Source organism: Actinoplanes sp. NPDC089786 (assembly GCF_040684855.1).
GTDB lineage: Bacteria > Actinomycetota > Actinomycetes > Mycobacteriales > Micromonosporaceae > Actinoplanes.
In genome coordinates, this window is record NZ_JBFBGU010000036.1 from 1 (window position 1) to 18327 (window position 18327).

Annotated in this window: 13 protein-coding genes; 7 read left to right on the plus strand and 6 right to left on the minus strand. The window is 71.7% G+C overall.

What is annotated here, in order from left to right; translation table 11 throughout:
* Window positions 1–102: 102 nt before the first annotated feature.
* Window positions 103–633, minus strand: a complete 531-nt coding sequence (locus tag AB0O15_RS44730; protein ID WP_364333170.1) for an EXLDI protein — start codon at window positions 631–633, stop codon at window positions 103–105.
* A 131-nt stretch (window positions 634–764) separates the two neighbouring features.
* On the opposite strand from AB0O15_RS44730, the gene AB0O15_RS44735 reads away from it, so the two are divergent.
* Together AB0O15_RS44735 and AB0O15_RS44740 are read left to right on the plus strand one after the other, a co-directional pair.
* On the plus strand, window positions 765–1751 hold the full coding sequence (locus AB0O15_RS44735; protein WP_364333173.1) for an ATP-binding cassette domain-containing protein: 987 nt from the start codon (window positions 765–767) through the stop codon (window positions 1749–1751).
* Window positions 1748–2575 (plus strand): ABC transporter permease, encoded by an 828-nt coding sequence (locus AB0O15_RS44740; protein WP_364333176.1) that lies wholly within the window; start codon window positions 1748–1750, stop codon window positions 2573–2575. Before AB0O15_RS44735 ends, AB0O15_RS44740 begins: the two co-directional genes overlap by 4 nt.
* On the opposite strand, the gene AB0O15_RS44745 is transcribed toward AB0O15_RS44740, so the two are convergent.
* The gene (locus tag AB0O15_RS44745; RefSeq protein WP_364333179.1) at window positions 2557–5799 is read right to left on the minus strand and encodes a BTAD domain-containing putative transcriptional regulator; all 3243 of its coding nucleotides are present in this window, start codon (window positions 5797–5799) and stop codon (window positions 2557–2559) included. The two genes, AB0O15_RS44740 and AB0O15_RS44745, sit on opposite strands and share 19 nt — an antisense overlap.
* Before the next feature lie 652 nt (window positions 5800–6451).
* Between AB0O15_RS44745 and AB0O15_RS44750 the strand changes: the two genes are divergently transcribed.
* Together AB0O15_RS44750 and AB0O15_RS44755 are read left to right on the plus strand one after the other, a co-directional pair.
* Window positions 6452–6970 (plus strand): 2'-5' RNA ligase family protein, encoded by a 519-nt coding sequence (locus AB0O15_RS44750; protein ID WP_364333181.1) that lies wholly within the window; start codon window positions 6452–6454, stop codon window positions 6968–6970.
* A gap of 68 nt (window positions 6971–7038) precedes the next feature.
* Window positions 7039–9147 (plus strand): hypothetical protein, encoded by a 2109-nt coding sequence (locus AB0O15_RS44755; protein WP_364333184.1) that lies wholly within the window; start codon window positions 7039–7041, stop codon window positions 9145–9147.
* A 42-nt stretch (window positions 9148–9189) separates the two neighbouring features.
* Here the strand turns inward: AB0O15_RS44755 and katG are convergent, their stop codons facing one another.
* Genes katG through AB0O15_RS44770 form a run of 3 tightly spaced genes read right to left on the minus strand, consistent with a single transcriptional unit; the run spans window position 9190 to window position 12911 of the window.
* Window positions 9190–11427 carry a catalase/peroxidase HPI gene (gene katG, locus AB0O15_RS44760; protein ID WP_364333187.1) on the minus strand — a complete coding sequence of 746 codons (2238 nt, stop codon included), beginning with the start codon at window positions 11425–11427 and terminating at the stop codon, window positions 9190–9192.
* Window positions 11427–11846 carry a Fur family transcriptional regulator gene (locus AB0O15_RS44765; RefSeq protein ID WP_364333190.1) on the minus strand — a complete coding sequence of 140 codons (420 nt, stop codon included), beginning with the start codon at window positions 11844–11846 and terminating at the stop codon, window positions 11427–11429. The genes katG and AB0O15_RS44765 overlap by 1 nt, the downstream gene beginning before the upstream one ends.
* Before the next feature lie 39 nt (window positions 11847–11885).
* On the minus strand, window positions 11886–12911 hold the full coding sequence (locus AB0O15_RS44770) for an SAM-dependent methyltransferase (RefSeq protein ID WP_364333193.1): 1026 nt from the start codon (window positions 12909–12911) through the stop codon (window positions 11886–11888).
* Window positions 12912–13100: 189 nt separating this feature from the next.
* Between AB0O15_RS44770 and AB0O15_RS44775 the strand changes: the two genes are divergently transcribed.
* Together AB0O15_RS44775 and AB0O15_RS44780 are read left to right on the plus strand one after the other, a co-directional pair.
* The gene (locus AB0O15_RS44775; RefSeq protein ID WP_364333196.1) at window positions 13101–14774 is read left to right on the plus strand and encodes a GDSL-type esterase/lipase family protein; all 1674 of its coding nucleotides are present in this window, start codon (window positions 13101–13103) and stop codon (window positions 14772–14774) included.
* Between the two features lie 220 nt (window positions 14775–14994).
* Window positions 14995–15825 (plus strand): tetratricopeptide repeat protein, encoded by an 831-nt coding sequence (locus tag AB0O15_RS44780; RefSeq protein WP_364333199.1) that lies wholly within the window; start codon window positions 14995–14997, stop codon window positions 15823–15825.
* Here the strand turns inward: AB0O15_RS44780 and AB0O15_RS44785 are convergent.
* Window positions 15809–16573, minus strand: coding sequence for an aminoglycoside phosphotransferase family protein (locus AB0O15_RS44785; protein ID WP_364333202.1), 765 nt, complete (start codon window positions 16571–16573; stop codon window positions 15809–15811). The two genes, AB0O15_RS44780 and AB0O15_RS44785, sit on opposite strands and share 17 nt — an antisense overlap.
* Window positions 16574–16680: 107 nt before the next feature.
* Between AB0O15_RS44785 and AB0O15_RS44790 the strand changes: the two genes are divergently transcribed.
* Window positions 16681–18276 (plus strand): S8 family serine peptidase, encoded by a 1596-nt coding sequence (locus AB0O15_RS44790; RefSeq protein WP_364333205.1) that lies wholly within the window; start codon window positions 16681–16683, stop codon window positions 18274–18276.
* Window positions 18277–18327 lie beyond the last annotated feature (51 nt).

An 18327-nucleotide genomic window follows, 5' to 3' on the forward strand; every position in this document is an offset into this window, starting at 1 on the left:
GCGGGGGGGGGGGGTTTTTTCCGCCCGCCCTTTACTCGCTGGCCTTGGCGTTTCTCATCCCCCCCCCCTGGGGTGGGGGGGTGCCGTGACAACAACCACGGCCTAAACGTCGAGGTCTTCGATTGTGGGCTCGTGCACCGCGTTGAGGACCAGTTCGTAGAGCTGGGGCGGGATGATCTCGCGCACCGCGTCGAGGTCGTCGGCGATGCGCAGGCTGGAGTCGGCGGGGATGCGGGTCCAGGACTGGTCGGCGCTCCAGTCGCCGATCCAGGCGCGCCAGCCGGTGCTCCACTTCTCGGCGTTCGGGCCGGTGTTCAGGTGGGCCTCGGCCCGCTCGTGGTGGACCACGAACTTCTCGGTGCGGGTGCGGTAGACGCGGTAGGTCTCGTCGCGCTCGTTGCCGGTCTGTTCCATCTCGGCCAGGAGCAGCCCGGTGAACCGCTGCTTGCGGCCGAGACCGGGGCCGACGCGGACGACGACCTCGTCGTACCCCTGCTGTCGCCCCTCTTCGACCTCGACGAACCGCCGCAGCGCGGTGGAGATCGCCGACGACAGCGTGCCGCCGGCCAGTTCCTGGGCCCGCTGGTAGAGCGGCAGGTCGTCGTCGGACACGTAGATCGTCTTGTTCGGCATGGGCTCACTATACGCATACATGTACGTAGACAGAACGGCAGCGGCGTGCCAGCCTGATGCCAGCGAGCTGTGCGCGCGATGTCAGCGGCCCGCGCGACGCTCTTCGACGGAAACGACGGAAGGAGCGGATCATGAGCGATCTCGTGGTGCGGGCGGAGGGGCTCCGCAAGCGGTTCGGCAAGACCCAGGCGCTCGACGGGGTGGACCTGGCCATGCGACGGGGGACGGTGCTCGGGGTGCTCGGGCCCAACGGCGCGGGCAAGACCACCGCCGTCCGGGTGCTCGCCACCCTGCTGCGCCCGGACGAGGGCAGCGCGTTCGTGGCCGGCATCGACGTGCTCAAGGAACCACAACGGGTACGCCGGCGAATCGGCCTGACCGGCCAGTACGCCTCGGTCGACGAGGACCTGACCGGCACCCAGAACCTGGTGCTGATCGGCCAGCTGCTCGACCTGACCACCCGGGACGCCAAACGCCGGGCGGCCGAACTGCTCGAGTGGTTCGACCTGGGCGAGGCGGCCGGCCGGATGGCGAAGACCTACTCGGGCGGCATGCGCCGGCGCCTCGACCTGGCCGCGAGCCTGGTCGGCCACCCCGAGGTGATCTTCCTGGACGAGCCGACCACCGGTCTCGACCCGGCCAAGCGCGAGGACATGTGGAACGTCGTCCGCACCCAGGTCACCCAGGGTTCGAGCGTCCTGCTCACCACCCAGTACCTGGAGGAGGCGGACGCGCTGGCCGACGAGATCGTGGTGATCAACAAGGGCCGGGTGATCGCGCACGACTCACCGGACGGCCTCAAGCGCCGGGTCGGCGGCCTGACCCTGCGGGTACGCCCGGCCGACCCGGCCCGGGTCCCGGACGTGCTGCGGGTGCTCGAAGCCGTGGCCGCCCCGGGCACCGCCGCCTCGCCGGACACGACGGCCGGGGCCCGCCCGGGCGCGGTGTCGGTGCCGGTCACCGGCGACACCTCACTGGACATCGCGGTTCCGGCGCTGCGCCGGGCCGGCATCGAGATCAACGACCTCGGCCTGCACCTGCCCAGCCTGGACGAGGTGTTCCACGCCCTGACCGAAGGCACGGCGGAGACCAGCACGAAGGAGGATGAGCTGGTATGACCACGCTCGACATTCCGGTCCGCGCGGTCGCGGGCGACATCGACAAGCCACGCGGCGGCCCGGTCGCGGCGCTGGCCCGGCACGCCACCGCCCTCATGCGCCGCAGCCTGATCAAGACGATCCGGACGCCCGAGGCGCTGCTCGACGTGACCCTCCAGCCGGTCATCTTCCTGCTGCTGTTCACGTACCTCTTCGGCGGCGCCATCTCCGGCGGCGACCGGGCCGGCTACCTCCAGTTCCTGCTGCCCGGCATGCTGGCGCAATCGCTGGCCATGGGCGGCATCGCGCTCGGCCAGAACCTCAACGCCGACATCGAGAAGGGTGTCTTCGACCGCTTCCGGTCGCTGCCCGTGGCCCGGTCGGCGCCGCTGGTCGGTGCGGTCGCGGCCGACTTCATCCGCTACCTGACGGTGTGCGTGGTGATGCTCGGGTTCGGCTACATCATGGGCTTCCGGGTGGAGACCGGCCTGGCGCCGGCGCTCGCCGCGGTCGCCCTGTCGATCGGCTTCGGGCTGTGCTTCTGCTGGATCTCGGTGCTGGTCGGCATGATGGTCCGCACCCCGGGCGCCGTCCAGGGCCTGATGTTCCTGCTGGTCTTCCCGCTCTCGTTCGGCAGCAACGTGTTCGTGCCGACCAACACCCTGCCGGGCTGGCTCCAGGCCTTCGTGCAGGTCAACCCGATCACGCCGCTGGTCAGCGCGATCCGCGGCCTGCTGGTCGGCGGTCCGGTGGCGAGCCACCTGCTGGTCACCCTGGCCTGGATGGCCGGTCTGCTGATCGTGTTCGTGCCGCTCGCGCTCCGGGCCTACAACCGGCGCGCCTGATCCTCGCCGGAGGTCAGCGCCGGCCGGCGAAACCGGGCCGGGTCGACCTGGGCCGAGGCCGTCTTCCCGTCCTGCTCCCACCCCTGGGTGTACGCGGCGGAGTAGGCGGCCTCGCCCAGTGCGGCCCGGCTCCGGCCGATCAGCTCGGCGATGTGCGGATCGGTGCGGTCGTGGGCGCCCCGCAGCCGGGACGCCGCGCCGAGCAGCAGGGCCACCTCGCGGTGCTGCCCGTAGAGGTCGGCCAGCGCGGCCGCGGTCACCGTCACCATCGCCAGGATCGGCATGTCGCGGCTCTCCACCGCGGCCGCGTACGCCCGGATCAGCGCCGCCTGCGCTCCCGGCCCGTCGCCCTGCTTGACCCGCACCCACGCCTTGACCGAGTGGGTGAGCGCCCGCCCGTGGTCGCCGCCGAAGTCGAACCTCTCGTCCATCTCCCGCTCGGCCTTGGCCACCAGCTCCAGCGCGCGGTCCAGGTCGCCGACCCGGGCCCGCAGGCCGGCCTCGAGCGCGTCGATCAGGAGGGCCAGCTCCGGCGTGGACGCGCGCAACGCCTTCTCGCGGGCCTCGGCGACGCCCGCGAAGGCCTTCTCCACCTCGCCGCGTCGCATGTCCAGGTCGACCCAGCGCAGGTCGATGAAGATGTCGTCGCTCAGGCTCAGCGAACCGAACTCCCCGGCCAGCACCCGGGCCCGGCGCAGGTCGGAAAGGGCGCCGTCGAGGTCACCGTCGTACTCCCGCAGGATGGCACGCATCGGCAGCGCTGTGGCCAGACCCCAGCGGTCGCCGACCGACCCGAAACACGTCAGCGCGGCCTCCACGTCGATCCGCACCTGGTCGGCGTCGCCCCGGTTCTCCGAGACCTGGCAGCGGAACAGCCGCGCCAGCCCGGCCAGCCACAGGTCGGAGCCGTCGATGATGCGCTGGAGGATGGCCACCGCCGCGTCGTGCTCGTCGAGGAAGAAGAGCGTCAGCGCGGTCATCGCACCGGCCAGGCCGGGCAGGGCCGGGTACGCGACCAGCCGGTCGGCGAGGGCCCGCAACTCGGCCTGCTGCGCGGCGGCCGTCTCACTGGTCGCCCCGGTCCGGTTGGCGATGACGTTGAGCAGCCGCACCGCCTCGGCGACGTCCCGTTCGAGGCCGCGGTGCCGGCCGGCCGGCACCGCCAGCGCCTCGCCCAGCCAATAGGTGGCGTCGGCGTGCCGGCCGAACATCTGCCAGTACCAGGCCAGGTCGAGCGCCATGCGCACCGCGTCCGGGTCGCCGGCGTCACAGAGGTGGCGCAGGGCGGCGAGCGCGTTGTCGTACTCGGCGCGCATCAGCCGCATCGACGCGAGCTGCCCGTGGCCCCGCAACAGCGGGTCGTGGTGGGCGACGAGCGCACGGAGGTGCTGGGCGGCGACCCCCCGGACGGCGTCCAGCAGGCCCTGCTCGGCCAGGCGCTCGATGCCGTACTCGCGCAGCGTCTCCAGCATCCGGTAGCGGCCGGGTTCCGGCGCGAGCTGCAGCAGCGAACGGTCGACCAGGGCGGCGAGCAGGTCGGGCACCTCGGCCGGGGGCAGGCCGGTGATCGCGGCGGCCGAGGCCGCGGTCACGCCGCCGGGCAGGACCGCGACCCGCTCCAGGAACGAACGCTCTTTCGCGCTCAGCAGCTCCCAGCTCCAGGCGATCACCGCGCGCAGCGTGCGTTGCCGCGGTGGCGCCGTGCGGCTGCCGGTGGTGAGCAGCCGGAACCGGTCGGACAGCCCGGCGACCAGGTCGGGCAACGCGAGCGTGCGCAGCCGGGCGGCGGCCAGCTCCAGGGCCAGCGGCATGCCGTCCAGGCCCCGGACCACCCGCACGATGTCACCGAGCGTGTCGTCGACCACGTCGAACCCGGGACGCACCGCGGCGGCACGCTCGACGAACAGGCGCACCGACGCCGTACGCCGGGCCTGCTCCACACCGTCGTCCGGCCCCGGCAACGTGAGCGGGCCGAGCGGGACCAGCGCCTCCCCGTCCACCGCGAGCGGCTCCCGGCTCGTCGCCAGCACCCGCAGCCCCGCGCAGCGCGGCAGCAGCAGCGCGATCAGGTGGGCCACCGCGTCGATCAGGTGCTCGCAGTTGTCCACCACGAGCAGGCTCTCCCGGCCGGTGAGCTGCTCGACCAGCACCTCCAGCTCGTCCGTCCGCGGCTTGGCGCCGACCTCGAACATCGCCGCGCCGCGCAGCCCGATCGCCGCCAGCACCGCGCCGCCCACCTTCGCCGGTTCGGTCACCGAGGCGAGATCGACCAGCCAGGCGCCGTGGGGGTACTCGTGCCGGTGCCGCCGCGCCGCCTCCACCGCGAGCCGCGTCTTGCCCGCGCCGCCCGGCCCGACCACGGTCACCAGCCGTCCCCCGGCCAGCAGCGAGTCGATCCGCGCCACGTCGTCGTCCCGCCCGATGAAGCTGGTCAGCGGGGCCGGCAGGTTGCTCGGCGCCGGCTCCGACCCGCCAACCACAACCGCTTCGGTACGGAGTAGGCGCACGTGCCGTTCCCGCAGCGCGGCGCCCGGGTCGGCGCCGAGGCGATCGGCCAGTTGCCGCTTGATCTGCTCGTAGCGGTCGAGGGCCTCCGCCTGCCGCCCCTGGGCCGCGAGGGCATCCATCAGCAGCGCGGCCGCCCGCTCGTGGGTGGGCTGGGAGGCCAGCAGAGCGGTCAGGCGTTCGGCGGCGTCGGCCGCCCGGCGCAGGGCCAGCTCGGCCTCGGCCAGGTCGGCGACGGCCTCGACCGCCGACTGGCTCAGCCGCATCGCGGCCGCCGGCGCCACCGACGCGATGACCTCGGGCTCACCCCAGAGCGTGAGCGCCTCGCCGAGCAACGCCGCCGCGCCCGGCGCATCGCTCGCGCGCAACCGTTCCCGGCCGTCCGCGGCCAGCCGCTCGAACCGCAGCGCGTCCACGTCGCCGCTCTCGACGTCCAGCCGGTAGCCGCCGTCCGCCTGCACCACCACGCCCGCCGCACCCAGCGACCGGCGGACCCGCGACACCAGCGACTGCAGCGCGTTGACCGGATCGGCCGGCTGCTCGTCCGGCCAGAGCGCGTCGACCAGCGCCGACGGGCCGACCACCCGCCCACCGGCCAGCGCCAGCCGCACCAGCAGCCCGCGCACCCGAGCCCCGGAAACCGGCACGGCGCTGCCACCCCGGCGCACCTCAACGCCGCCGAGCAGCGTCACCCGCAGCCGCGCCGCCGAGTCCCCCACCGCCCGATCATCCCGCGCCGCGTCACGCCCGCCCACCCCGCCCCTCCGCGTGCCGCCCACCGCACCCCTTCTGCACCACCCCTACCGCAGCCTTCCGCGCCACGCCGTCCGTTCCGCCCGCACCGTGCCGGCGGGCTGCCCGCTCACCGTGGTTGCCGCGGGGTGCGGCGCGTTGCGTGGTCGCGGTTACTTCCAGAGCACCATGCCGGCGAGTTGCCCACTCACCGTGGTTGCCGCCGGATGCGACGCGTTGCGTGGTCACGGTTACTTCCAGAGCACCATGCCGGCGAGCTGCCCACTCACCCTGGCTGCCGCGCGGGCAGCGTCCACGCCTGGGCCGGGTCGGTGCGGCCGGGTGGAGGTTGTGCCGGCTTGCGCTGCCACGCTTTCGCGGAGTGGTGGCTGAGCGCGGTGTTCGAAGGGGCGAACGGCGCGTTGGGCTACCACGGTTAGAGCGAGTGGTAGCCCAGCGCGCCATTCGGGCCTCCGATGCCGTCTTGGCCTACCACCCCGCTTGATGGCGGTAGGGCAGAGCGGTAGAGCCCGCAGCCACCCCCGCCGCCCGCGCCGCCCACGACCGCCGCGCCGCCCAGGCCCGCCGCGGCGCCCGCACCCCGGTGTGTCGCTCGCGGGCGGCATCTACGGTGTCCGGATGGTCGCGGCGCTCGAGCTCTATCTGGACACGGATGCCACTCGCCGGGTGCGGGCGTTGTGGGCGGCGTGCGAGGCCGACGGCATCCCGACGCTGGGGTCGCTGCAGAACCAGCGGCACCGGCCGCACATCTCGCTGGCCGCGGCCCACCGGCTCGCCCCTGAGGCGATCGCCGGGACGCTGGCCGGGCTGGACGTCGGGGTGGGCCGCACGGTCAGCCTGGACTTCGTCGGCCAGTTCGTCGGGCGGGTGCTCTGGCTCGGTGTCACGGCCACCGAGGAGCTGCTGGCCCATCATCGTGAGGTGCACGATCGGCTGACCGGGGCCGGGGTCGAGGTATGGGAGCACTATCGGCCGGGCCGCTGGGTGCCGCACTGCACGGTCTCGATGCGGGTGCCCAACCCGCTGATGGCCCCGGCCGTCCGCCGCTGCCTGGAGGTTCTGCCGATCCGGGCCACCATCACCGGCGCGGCGGTCACCGACCACGTCAACGACATCGCGCGGCCGCTGTCCGCCTGACGACACTTCCGGCCGAGCGCGAAGCCCTAGGCTGAGCAGCCAGGACGGGGCATCGGTGGGGGTGGATCATGGGCAGCGGGTCGTTGCGCACGCGCCGCGAGGCCGACGAGCAGCACGGCCACGGCCACATCGACGAGCCGGACGCGGCGGCGCCCGCCCACCACCACCCGGTGTCGCCGGCCCAGCCCGCGTCCGCCGAGCAACTGTCCTATCTACAGTCCACCGGCGGCAACGCGATGGTGACGCGGATGTTGCAGGCCTCCCCCGCGGGGCCGACGACAACAGGGCCGACGACAGCAGGGCCAACGACAGCGGGACCGACGACAACAGGGCCGGCGACAACAGGGCCGGCGACAGGACCTGCGGCCGACATCGACTGGATCGCGGCGCTGCCGGGGCACATCCAGGGGCAGATCGACATGTTCCAGGCGTCGGCGCTGGACAAGGCCACCGGCGCCAAGCACCAGAAGCTGCTCGATCAGCGGCAGCAGTACCGCGAGATCTTCGTGACCGAGATGTCGAAGTACCTCGGCGGCCCGGCCCAGGTGCAGGCGCACTACGAGGCGATCCATCCGATCAGCGTCGGCCGGGGCGAGGAGTTGTGGGTGCACGACTCGACCCGGGAACGTCTGATGGAGGTCAAGGCCGACCTCGAGGCCAAGAACATCCCGATGCCGGCCACCACCGTGGGTCTGGGCCTGCGCGGGCGGCACGTGCATAACACCGGTGGCGCGGGGATGATGACCCACGGTCTGGGCTTCGCCTGTGACTGGAAGGCGTACGCGGCGCCGCACATCAAGGACGCCAAGCTGCACACGCTGTTCGAGACGGTCACCGGCGGGAAGACGTCGTTCCAGCTCGAGGTGGGCGGCAAGCCGCTGGGCGGCCAGGGGCGGCTCGACCTGATCGAGCAGATGGGCCAGGGCACCGCCGACGCCGACAAGCAGCGGCAGTTCCTCGAGTCGCTGACCTCCGAGTACAACCGGCTCAAGCAGGGGTCGGCCGATTTCAAGACCTCGCTGCCCGAGTCGGGGCTGGCGCCGCTGCGCGAGGTCGAGAACCGGCGCACCGAGCTGAACCGGATCGCCGCGCGGCTCAAGAAGGCCAAGGCCAAGGACCGGCCCGCGCTCCAGGCCGAGCTGGTCACGGCCCAGGAGGCGTTCGAGAAGGCGAAGGCGGCCGTGCAGGCCAACCTCGCCACGATCTTCAAACCGTGGCTCGACGAGCTGGCCAAGCGGGGCGAGGAGATCGAGAAGGGCGCGGCCAACCGGGGGGTCGATCTGCGCGGTGACGTGAGTACGCCGGGCGCGCTGGCCGAGCTGGCGAAGGAGCGGGCCGAGTTCGCCAAGAACGTGAAAAAGATCGAGCAGGAGGCCAGAAAACTGCTGTCCGGCGTACGCGAAAATCATCAGATCCTGCTGCGTGAGGCGGCCGCCATCGAGGCCGGCCTGACCGACGACAACCCGGACAAGGCCACGCTGCTGGCGGCGGCGCGGCAGCTGCTGGGCGACTCGGGCGCGCTCGGCACCGAGGTCGACGACCTGCTGACCGACGAGAAGCCGGCGAAGTACAGCGCCGCCAAGGGCCCGAAGCGGACGGTCGCGGAGTGGCGGTCCGCGTTGGACAAGGCGGGGGCGCGGCTGGGCCGGCACCGCACCACGTTCGGCGAGGTCAGCGGCCCGCTGGCGGAGGCTCGCAGTCAGCAGGAGGCGACCGCCGACGACATCGCCGCCCGCAAGGAACGCAACGCCGGCGTCAGCGCCAAGGTCGGCAAGACCGGGCTGGCCCAGCTCCAGGCCGACCGGAAGACGCTGTTCTGGCTGGACGAGACGGCGAGGTCGCTCAGCACGAACATCGACTTCGTGCTGAAGAGCAAGGACGTCGCCGACCCCGGCATCACCCAGCTGCTCGGGCTGATGAGCGGCGTGCAGGGCGGCGGCTTCTTCACGCCGGACGAGGAGCAGGGTGGCGAGGCGCAGGCGGCGAAGGGCGAGTGGAGCGGCACCCACGGGTACAACCTGGAGTTCTTCAAGGCCATGGTCCAGCACGGCTTCGAGCTCGGGGTGGCCTGGGACGGCTCGGCCGACACCATGCACTTCGAGCTCGTCGAGGGCCGGCGGCTGGCCATCTCGGGCGGCTCCCGCGGCCTGGTCGCCGGAACCGGGCACACGCATTGAGAAGGGCCCGGCCTGGTGAGGCCGGGCCCTGGGAAAGAAAGATCAGACGAGGTCGAACCGGTCGTTGTCCATGACCTTGGTCCAGGCCGCGACGAAGTCCGTCACGAACTTCTCCTTGGCGTCGGCGCTGGCGTACACCTCGGCCAGGGCGCGGAGCTGCGAGTTCGAGCCGAAGATCAGGTCGACCGCGGTGGCCGTCCACTTCAGCTCGTCGGTGGCGGCGTCGCGGACCTCGTACACGTGCTCCTCGGACGACGCCTTCCACCGCGTACCCGGCGAAAGAAGGTTGGCGAAGAAGTCGTTGGTGAGCACGCCGGGCCGGTCGGTGAGCACCCCGTGTGAGGCGCCACCGACGTTGGCGCCGAGCGAGCGCAGGCCGCCGACCAGGACGGTCATCTCCGGCGCGGTCAGGTCCAGCATGTACGCCCGGTCGACGAGCAGCACCTCGGGCTGGGTCTTCTCGCCCGGCCGCAGGTAGTTGCGGAACCCGTCGGCGCGCGGCTCCAGGTAGCTGAACGCCTCGACGTCGGTCTGGTCCTGCGAGGCGTCGGTGCGGCCCGGGTGGAACGGCACGGTCACCGGCACACCGGCGTCGGCGGCGGCCTTCTCGACCGCGGCCGAACCGGCCAGCACGATCAGGTCGGCCAGCGAGATCGTGATGCCACCGGCGCTGTTGAACTCCTCCCGGACCTTCTCCAGGGTGCTCAGGACCGACGCCAGTTGCTCGGGCTGGTTGACCTCCCAGCCGCGCTGCGGTTCGAGCCGGATGCGGGCGCCGTTGGCGCCACCGCGCTTGTCGGTCGACCGGTAGCTCGCCGCCGACGCCCAGGCGGTGCTGATCAGCTGGGCCGTGGTCAGCCCGGACTCGAGCACCTTGGCCTTGAGCGTGGCGATGTCGGCGTCGGACACCGGGGTGCCCTCGGCCGCCGGGACCGGGTCCTGCCACAGCTGCGGCTCGGCCACCCACGGGCCGAGGAAGCGGCTGACCGGGCCCATGTCGCGGTGCAGCAGCTTGTACCAGGCCTTGGCGAAGGCCAGCGCGAACTCGTCCGAGTTGGCCAGGAAACGGCGGGAGATCTGGTCGTACGCCGGGTCGACGCGCAGCGACAGGTCGGTGGTCAGCATCGTCGGGCGGTGCTTGCGCGAAGAGTCGTAGGCGTCGGGGATGATCTCCTCGGCGTCCTTGGCCACCCACTGCTTGGCGCCGCCGGGGCTGGTGGTGAGCTCCCACTCGTACCCGTAGAGGATCTCGAAGAAGCGGTTGGACCACTGCGTCGGCTGGTCGGTCCAGGTGACCTCGAGGCCGCTGGTGATCGTGTCGGCGCCCTTGCCGCTGCCGTGCGTGCTCAGCCAGCCGAGACCCTGCGTCTCCAGGTCGGCGCCCTCGGGCTCGGGGCCGACGTGACCGTCGGCGACACCGGCGCCGTGCGTCTTGCCGAAGGTGTGACCGCCCGCGATCAGGGCGACGGTCTCCTCGTCGTTCATCGCCATCCGGGCGAAGGTCTCCCGGATGAAGTGCGCCGCCGCGGCCGGGTCGGCGTTGCCGCGCGGGCCCTCCGGGTTGACGTAGATCAGGCCCATCTCGGTGGCGCCGACGTCCGGCTTCATCTCCCGGTCGTTGACGTACCGGTCGCCCAGCCAGGTCTCCTCCGTACCCCAGACGATCTCCTCGGGTTCCCAGACGTCGACGCGGCCGAACCCGAAGCCGAAGGTCTTGAAGCCCATCGACTCGAGCGCCACGTTGCCGCCGAGCACCAGCAGGTCGGCCCAGGAGATCTTCTGGCCGTACTTGGCCTTGACCGGCCACAGCAGGCGGCGGGCCTTGTCCAGGTTGGCGTTGTCGGGCCAGCTGTTCAGCGGCGCGAACCGCTGACCGCCGTCGCCGGCGCCGCCCCGGCCGTCGCCCAGCCGGTAGGTGCCGGCGGCGTGCCAGCTCATCCGGATCATCAGGCCGCCGTAGTGGCCGAAGTCGGCCGGCCACCAGTCCTGCGAGGTGGTGAGCACCTCGGTGATGTCCCGCTTCAGCGCCTCGACGTCGAGCTTGGCGAACTCGGCGGCGTACGAGAAGTTCTCGCCCAGCGGGTTGCCCTTGCTCGAGTGGGCGTGCAGCACCGAGAGGTCGAGCTGGTTGGGCCACCAGTCCTTGTTCGTACGCGGGCGGCCGCCGGTCTTCGGGGTCGGCGCGTCGATCGCCGGGTTCTCGCTCTCGCTGCCGTGCGAGGTCACCGAGTCGTGGGCGACCGGGCAGCCTTCGGCCTTCGGGTCCTGGGTGTCGCTCATCAGTTTCCTTCCGGACAATCGGGACAGGTGCCCCAGTAGACGACCTCCGCCTCGTCGATCACGAAACCGTGGTCGTCCGAGGCGGTGAGACAGGGTGTGTGGCCGGCGGCGCAGTCGACGTCGGCGATGGCGCCGCAGGAGCGGCACACGACGTGGTGGTGGTTGTCGCCGACCCGGCGCTCGTAACGCGCCGTGGCGCCGGCCGGCTGGATGCGGCGCACCAGCCCCGCGTCGGTGAGCGCCCGCAGGACGTCGTAGACGGCCTGGTGGGAGACGTGGGGCTGGGTAACACGGACGAGATCGATGACGGTGTCGGTGTCGACATGCGGATGATCACGCAGCGAGGCCAGCACCGCCAGCCGGGGCCGCGTCACGCGCAGCGAGGCCGATCGGAGCTCCGCTTCGAGGTCCGCCGTCACCCGATCAACATAGGCAGTTTTCTGGAACAGTTCAAGTTTTCAGAGGCGTTTCCCGACACCGGCCCAGTTGCTGGACCGCGGCGGATCCACCGGCGGCACGTCCGGCCGCCACTCCGGCGCCCACACCAGCCCCGGCTCGACCAGCTCGAACCCATCGAAGAAGCGCAACACCCCGGCCCGGTCGCGAAGGGTCATCGTGGTCGGGGTCTGCCGCGAGATCTCGACCAGCCGTTCCGCGTCCTCGCGGCGCCCGTCCCCGGTGCCGTGCGCGATGACCAGGTGGCTGCCCGGCGCCATCACGTCGCGGAGCGAGGCGACCAGGCCGTACGGGTCGTCGGCGTCCGGGATGACATGCAGCAACGCCACCATCAGGACGGCGATCGGCTCGTCCAGGTCGAGCAGCCCCCGGGTGTCCGGGTGATCGATGATCGCCTCGGCGTTCCGCGCGTCCTCCTGGATGACCGCGGTCCGGGGGTTCCCGGCCAGCAGCCGGCGGCCGTGGTCGACCGCGGCCGGATCCAGGTCGACGTACACCACCCTGGCCTCCGGGTCGGCCGCCTGGGCCACCTCGTGCACGTTGCCGGCCGTCGGGATCCCCGAGCCGATGTCCAGGAACTGCCGGATCCCGGCCCCGGCCAGGTGGCGGACCGCACGCTGCATGAAGTCGCGGTTGGCCCGGGCCTGGACCGCCAGGTCGGGGATGAAGGTCAGCGCCTGTCGGATCATCGCCCGGTCGGACTCGTAGTTGTTGTCGCCGCCGAGCAGATAGTCGTAGGCCCGCGCCGCGGTGGGCCGGGTGCTGTCGAAGCTCTCCATGGCCGTCCATTCTCGACCCTCGGATCGACGGGACCACAAAATCTCCACCGACCGGCTCACCGAGGACGCCGGCGGCACGCTGATCCCGCCCGCCATGCTGGGCAAGCGGCTGGCCGTCACGGTCACCGGCCAGCGTTCCGGCCACCCGTCGGCGGCCATCGCGTCGTACGCCTCACCGGCGGTCACCCGGGGCGCCGCGTCCCGGGCCACGGCCCGGCCGGCGGTCACCGGAACGGTCCGGGTCGGCAAGACCGTCCGAGCCTCCGCCGGCGCCTGGTCCCGAGGGCCACGTCCTACCGCAACGACGGCCGCTCGATCAGCAAGGCCGTCACCGTCCGCAGCTGAGCTCCTCAGGCCCCGGGGCGTGCCCCGGGGCCTTGCGTTCAGCCCTCGATTGGCCAACCATTGACATGCTTCGATGGAAACCTGGGGGGCTCGATGCGTACGGTGATCCGCATTCTCGTCGCGACGCTGGTCGCGGCCTCCGCCCTCCTCGCGCCGAGCCCCGCGCCCGCCGCCGTGATCACCGGCCGGCCGGTCAAGATCATGCCGCTGGGCGACTCGATCACCTGGGGCGACGGGTCGAGCACCACCTCCAGCTACCGCGCCGCCCTGTGGCAACGGCTGGTCGGCGGGGCCGGGCTGGCCGTCGACTACGTCGGCAGCGGGCAGTCCGGCTCGCTGCCCGACCCCGACAACGAGGGCCACTCCGGCTGGCGGATCGAACAGATCACCGCGTCGATCGACGGCTGGCTCGCCACCAGCCGGCCCGACGTGGTGCTGCTGCACATCGGCACCAACGACCTGAACCAGAACTTCGACGTCGCGAACGCGCCGGCCCGGCTCGGCACGCTGCTCGACCGCATCCACACCGGGGCGCCGGACGCGGTGGTGCTGGTGGCGCAGATCGTCCCCGCGCTCGACGCCACCATCAACTCCCGCATCACCACGTTCAACGCGGCGGTGCCGTCGGTGCTGTCGTCCCGCGCCGCGTACACCCGGCTGGTCGATCTCAACCGCACGATCACCACCGCCGACCTGAACGACACGCTGCACCCGAACGACGCGGGCTACACCAAGATGGCCGACCTCTGGCACGCGGCGCTGGAGTCCGTGCTCGGCGGGGGCCGGGACTGGCCGCTGCTGCGTGCCGGCCTCGAACCGGGCGAAACCGCGCCCACCTGGACCGACACCGTGGACGGCAGCCAGAACGTGGGCGGCTACAACGCGGCCCTGACCACGATGGAGACCGGCCCGCGGGCCGAGACGTCCCGGGGCGGGGCGAACGCGCTGATGTATTCCGGCAACGACCTCAGCGCCACCGGCTCCTACTCCTACATGCGGGTCCTCGACACCCACCTGCGGATCGGCGCCACCTCGGTGCTCACCTACTGGATCTTCCCGCAGCAGACCAACGGCGCCCACGTGGCCGTCGACCTGGCCTTCACCGACGGCAGCAGCCTGCGCGACTCCGGCGCCACCGACCAGTACGGCGTCCGCGCCCACCCCCAGTTCCAGGGCGAGGGCGGCCACCTGGTGGTGAACCAGTGGAACCTGGTCCGGGTCAGCCTGTCCGCCCTGGCCGGCCGCACGGTCGACCGCGTCCACCTCGGCTACGACCAGCCGGCCGGCACCGGCGTCTTCCGCGGCTACGTCGACGACCTCGCGATCACCGGCACCACCCGCCCGGCCGCCGTCAACCTCGCCCTCAAGCGCCCTTCGTCCGCGAGCTCCGCGTGCGCCACGACCGAGGACGCGACCAGGGCCAACGACGGAACAACCGGAAACAACAGCAAATGGTGTACGGGCGTGAGCGGCGCAACCTGGCAGACCGACCTGGGCGCGGCCACCACCGTCCGCACGGTGATCGTGCGCCACGCCTCCACCGGCGGCGAGCCGCTCGCCTGGAACACCCGCGCCTACCGCATCCAGCTCAGCCCCGACGCCACCACCTGGACCACCTTCGCCACCGTGACCAACAACGCCGACGGCGTCGTCACGAGCACGGCCGGCCCGTCAACCGCGCGCCACGTACGCCTGCTGATCGACACCGGCCAACAGGACGGCGCCGCCACGGCCCGCATCTTCGAGGTCGAGGTCTACACCACCTGACCGGCGCTCCCGCTTGAGTGGATCTAGCCCAGGCTGAAGAATCCGGTCAACCCTGGCGGAAGGTGACACGTTGACGGATGCTCCAGGCCCGCCCGCCGCCTTGATCGAACGGTGGGTCGAGTTGCATCGGCTGGCCGTGGCCGGGCGTGAGCCGGCGATCGCCCGAGACGTCGGGTTCCAAGTGGCGGCGGCGTGGTTGCCCAGGTCCCGGTTCGCGAACGTGGAAGCCGTCGCGCGCGACACTCTCACCCTGGGCCCGGATGCGAGCGCCTACATGGACCTGGGTTGGGCCCAGTCCTCCACCGGAGAACCGTGGCAGGCCCTGGACAGCTACGAGCAAGCCCTGGACCTGTACCGAGAAGCCGGTAACCGCGGCAACGAAGCGGCCGCTCTCAACAACATCGGCCTCGTGCACAACCACCTCGGCCACCGACAGAAAGCCCTCTTCTACTACCGGCAGGCCCTCACCATCACTCAAGAGGTCGACGACCGCGCCGATGAGGCGACCACGCTCCACAACATCGGCGGTGTTCACGACAACCTCGGCGACCGACAGCAAGCTCTGACCTTCTACCGGCAAGCCCTCATCATCACTCAAGAGGTCGACGACCGGGCCGGCGAAGCCGCCACGCTGAACAACATCGGTGGCGTGTACGACAACCTCGGCGACCAGCAGCAGGCCCTGGCCCACTACCGAAAGGCCCTGCCCATCAGGCGAGAGGTCGGCGACCGCGACGGCGAAGCCGCCACGCTGAACAACATCGGCGCCGTGCACAACAAACTCGGCGACCAGCAGCGAGCCCTCGCCTACTACCGGCAGGCTCTAACCATCAGCCGGGAGATCGGTGCCCGTACCGGTGAAGCGGTCACCCGGCACAACATCGCGTCGATCCACCGCACAAACGGCGACCTCGACCAAGCCATCGCCGAGCTCGAACTCGTGGTGAACCTCGACCGTCAGGTCGACCACCCGGACCTCGAATCCGACACCGCCGAGCTCGAGGAGGTGCGGCGGGAACGAGCCCGGCGCGATCTCACATCCGGGCTCTGAGCACGTCGAACTCGCAGCCCGGCGACGACGGGTCGAAGCCGTGCTCGACCAGCCACCGCACGGCGAGCAGGCTGCGCAGCGACCACCACGCGCGGATCACCTCGACGTCGACGCCACCGCCATACCCGGCGAGGACCTCGTCGAGGCGCTCCTCGTGCCCGAGGGTCAAGGTGGCCAGGTCGTGCAGGGCGTCGCCGCGGGCCGCCTCGGACCAGTCGATCACGCCCGTGACCACGTCACCGTCCACAAAGACGTGGGTGATCTGCAGGTCACCGTGCACGAACACCGGCGGGCAGGGCCGGAACACCGCCTCGGCCACCGTCCGGTTGCGGGTGACCAGGTCGGCGGGAAGCACGCCGCTGGTGACCAGCCACTCGCATTCGCGTTCCAGGTCTGCGGCGATCGCGTCGAGGCTCCGGCCGGGCCAGGGCGGCAACGGCGCGTCGTGCAGCTTCCGCACGGCGGCGCCGGCCGCGGACCAGGCCGCCGACGACGCGGTCGACGGCTCGCCGAGGATGCCGAGGGCCGAGCCGGGGACGGCCGCGATCGCCAGCACCGGCGGCTTGCGCCACAGCATGGCGGGGGTCGGGATCGGGGCCATGGCCATCGCCTCGACCTCGACGTCGTGACGCGACTGGTTGCCGTCGACCTTCAGGAACACATCTCCGACGCGGAGGGTCGCGCGCTCCGAGTGGGCAACAACGACCTCGACCTCGTCCACGTCGGCCATCTTCGCGGAGATGCTCATCACGGTCACCCGATTTGCCCGTGTCGGTGAGATCTTCTCGCTGAGATGGCCCTCATTGCACTCTTTGCCACCTTGCAAGCTTCGATTCTTCTCGATCTCATGTACGGATGAGAAGACAATTAGCCGCGGCCGCCGTCGCCACCGCGACCGGCCTGGCATCCTTCCTTGCCGTGTCGACGGGCCCCGCCACCGCCGCCACCGCGATCGAATACGTCGTCGTCGCCGAGGACGGCGTCTCCCCCGACACCGCCATCGCCGCCATCCAGGGCGCCGGCGGTTCGGTGGTCGCCCGCAACGACGCCGCCGGCATGTTCACCGTGAAGTCGACCCGAGCCGACTTCCGGGTCAAGGCCACCGCGGACGCCAAGCTCATCGGCGTCACTCAGAACAAGGCCATGGGGTACGCGCCACGCGCCCCCAAGCTGGAGCAGCCGCTCCAGATCCCGGCCGGCAGCAACCGGAACAACGCCGGCGTGCAGGCCGACCCCCTGGACGACAAGCTCTGGGGCCTCAAGATGATCCACGCCGACCAGGCGCACGCCATCGAGTCGGGCGACCGCGGCGTCACCGTCGGCGTGCTCGACACCGGCCTGGACGCGACCAACCCCGATCTCGCCCCGCACTTCAGCCAGCGGCTGAGCCGCAACTTCGCCCCCGACATGGCGGACGTCGACGGCCCCTGTGAGGTGGCGAGCTGCCTCGACCCGGTCGGCACCGACGACGGCGGCCACGGCACCCACGTGGCCGGGACGATCGGCGCCGCGGCCAACGGGGTGGGCGTCTCCGGCGTCGCGCCGGACGTCACCCTGGTCGAGCTCAAGGGCGGGCAGGACTCCGGCTACTTCTTCCTCGAGCCGGTGGTGAACGCCCTGGTGTACGCGGGCGACGCCGGCCTCGATGTGGTCAACATGTCGTTCTACGTGGACCCGTGGCTGTACAACTGCCGCGCCAACCCGGCCGACTCGCCGGAGCAGCAGGCCGAGCAGCGGGCGATCATCGCCGGCATGCGCCGCGCCCTGAACTACGCGCACAACAGCGGCGTCACGCTGTTCGGCGCGCTGGGCAACGCCAACCAGGACCTCGGCAAGCCCCCGGTCGACACGTCCAGCCCCGACTACCCGGAGGGCGCCAACTACCCGCGGACGATCGACAACAACACCTGCCTGGACCTGCCGGTCGAGGGCCCGCACGTGATCGGCGTCTCGGCGGTCGGCCCGTCCGGCAACCGTTCGTACTACTCGAACTACGGCGTCGAGCAGATCTCGGTGGCCGCCCCCGGCGGGGCGACCACGGACGGCACCTCGACCAGCATCACCAACGCGATCCTGTCCACCTACCCCTTGAAGGTGCTGCAGGAGCTCGGCCGCGTCGACCAGAACGGTGAGGTCAATCCGGCCTTCGCCGACCGGGTGTTCAAGTCGTGCACCAAGGCCGGGGTCTGCGGGTACTACACGTACCTGCAGGGCACCTCGATGGCCTCGCCGCACGCGGCCGGGGTGGCCGCGCTGATCGCGAGCCGGTTCGGCGAGTTCGACCGGCAGCACGGCGGCAAGACCATGAAGCCGAACGCCGTCGAGCGCAAGCTGATCAACAGCGCCACGGAACGCGCCTGCCCCGCCGCCACCCCGGCGTGCGAGGGGACCGAGGAGTTCAACGGCTTCTACGGTCACGGCATCGTGGACGCCTACCAGGCGGTCCGCTAGACGTGATCGACGCGGGCCGGGCTTCGAGGCGGAAGCCCGGCCCGCGTCATC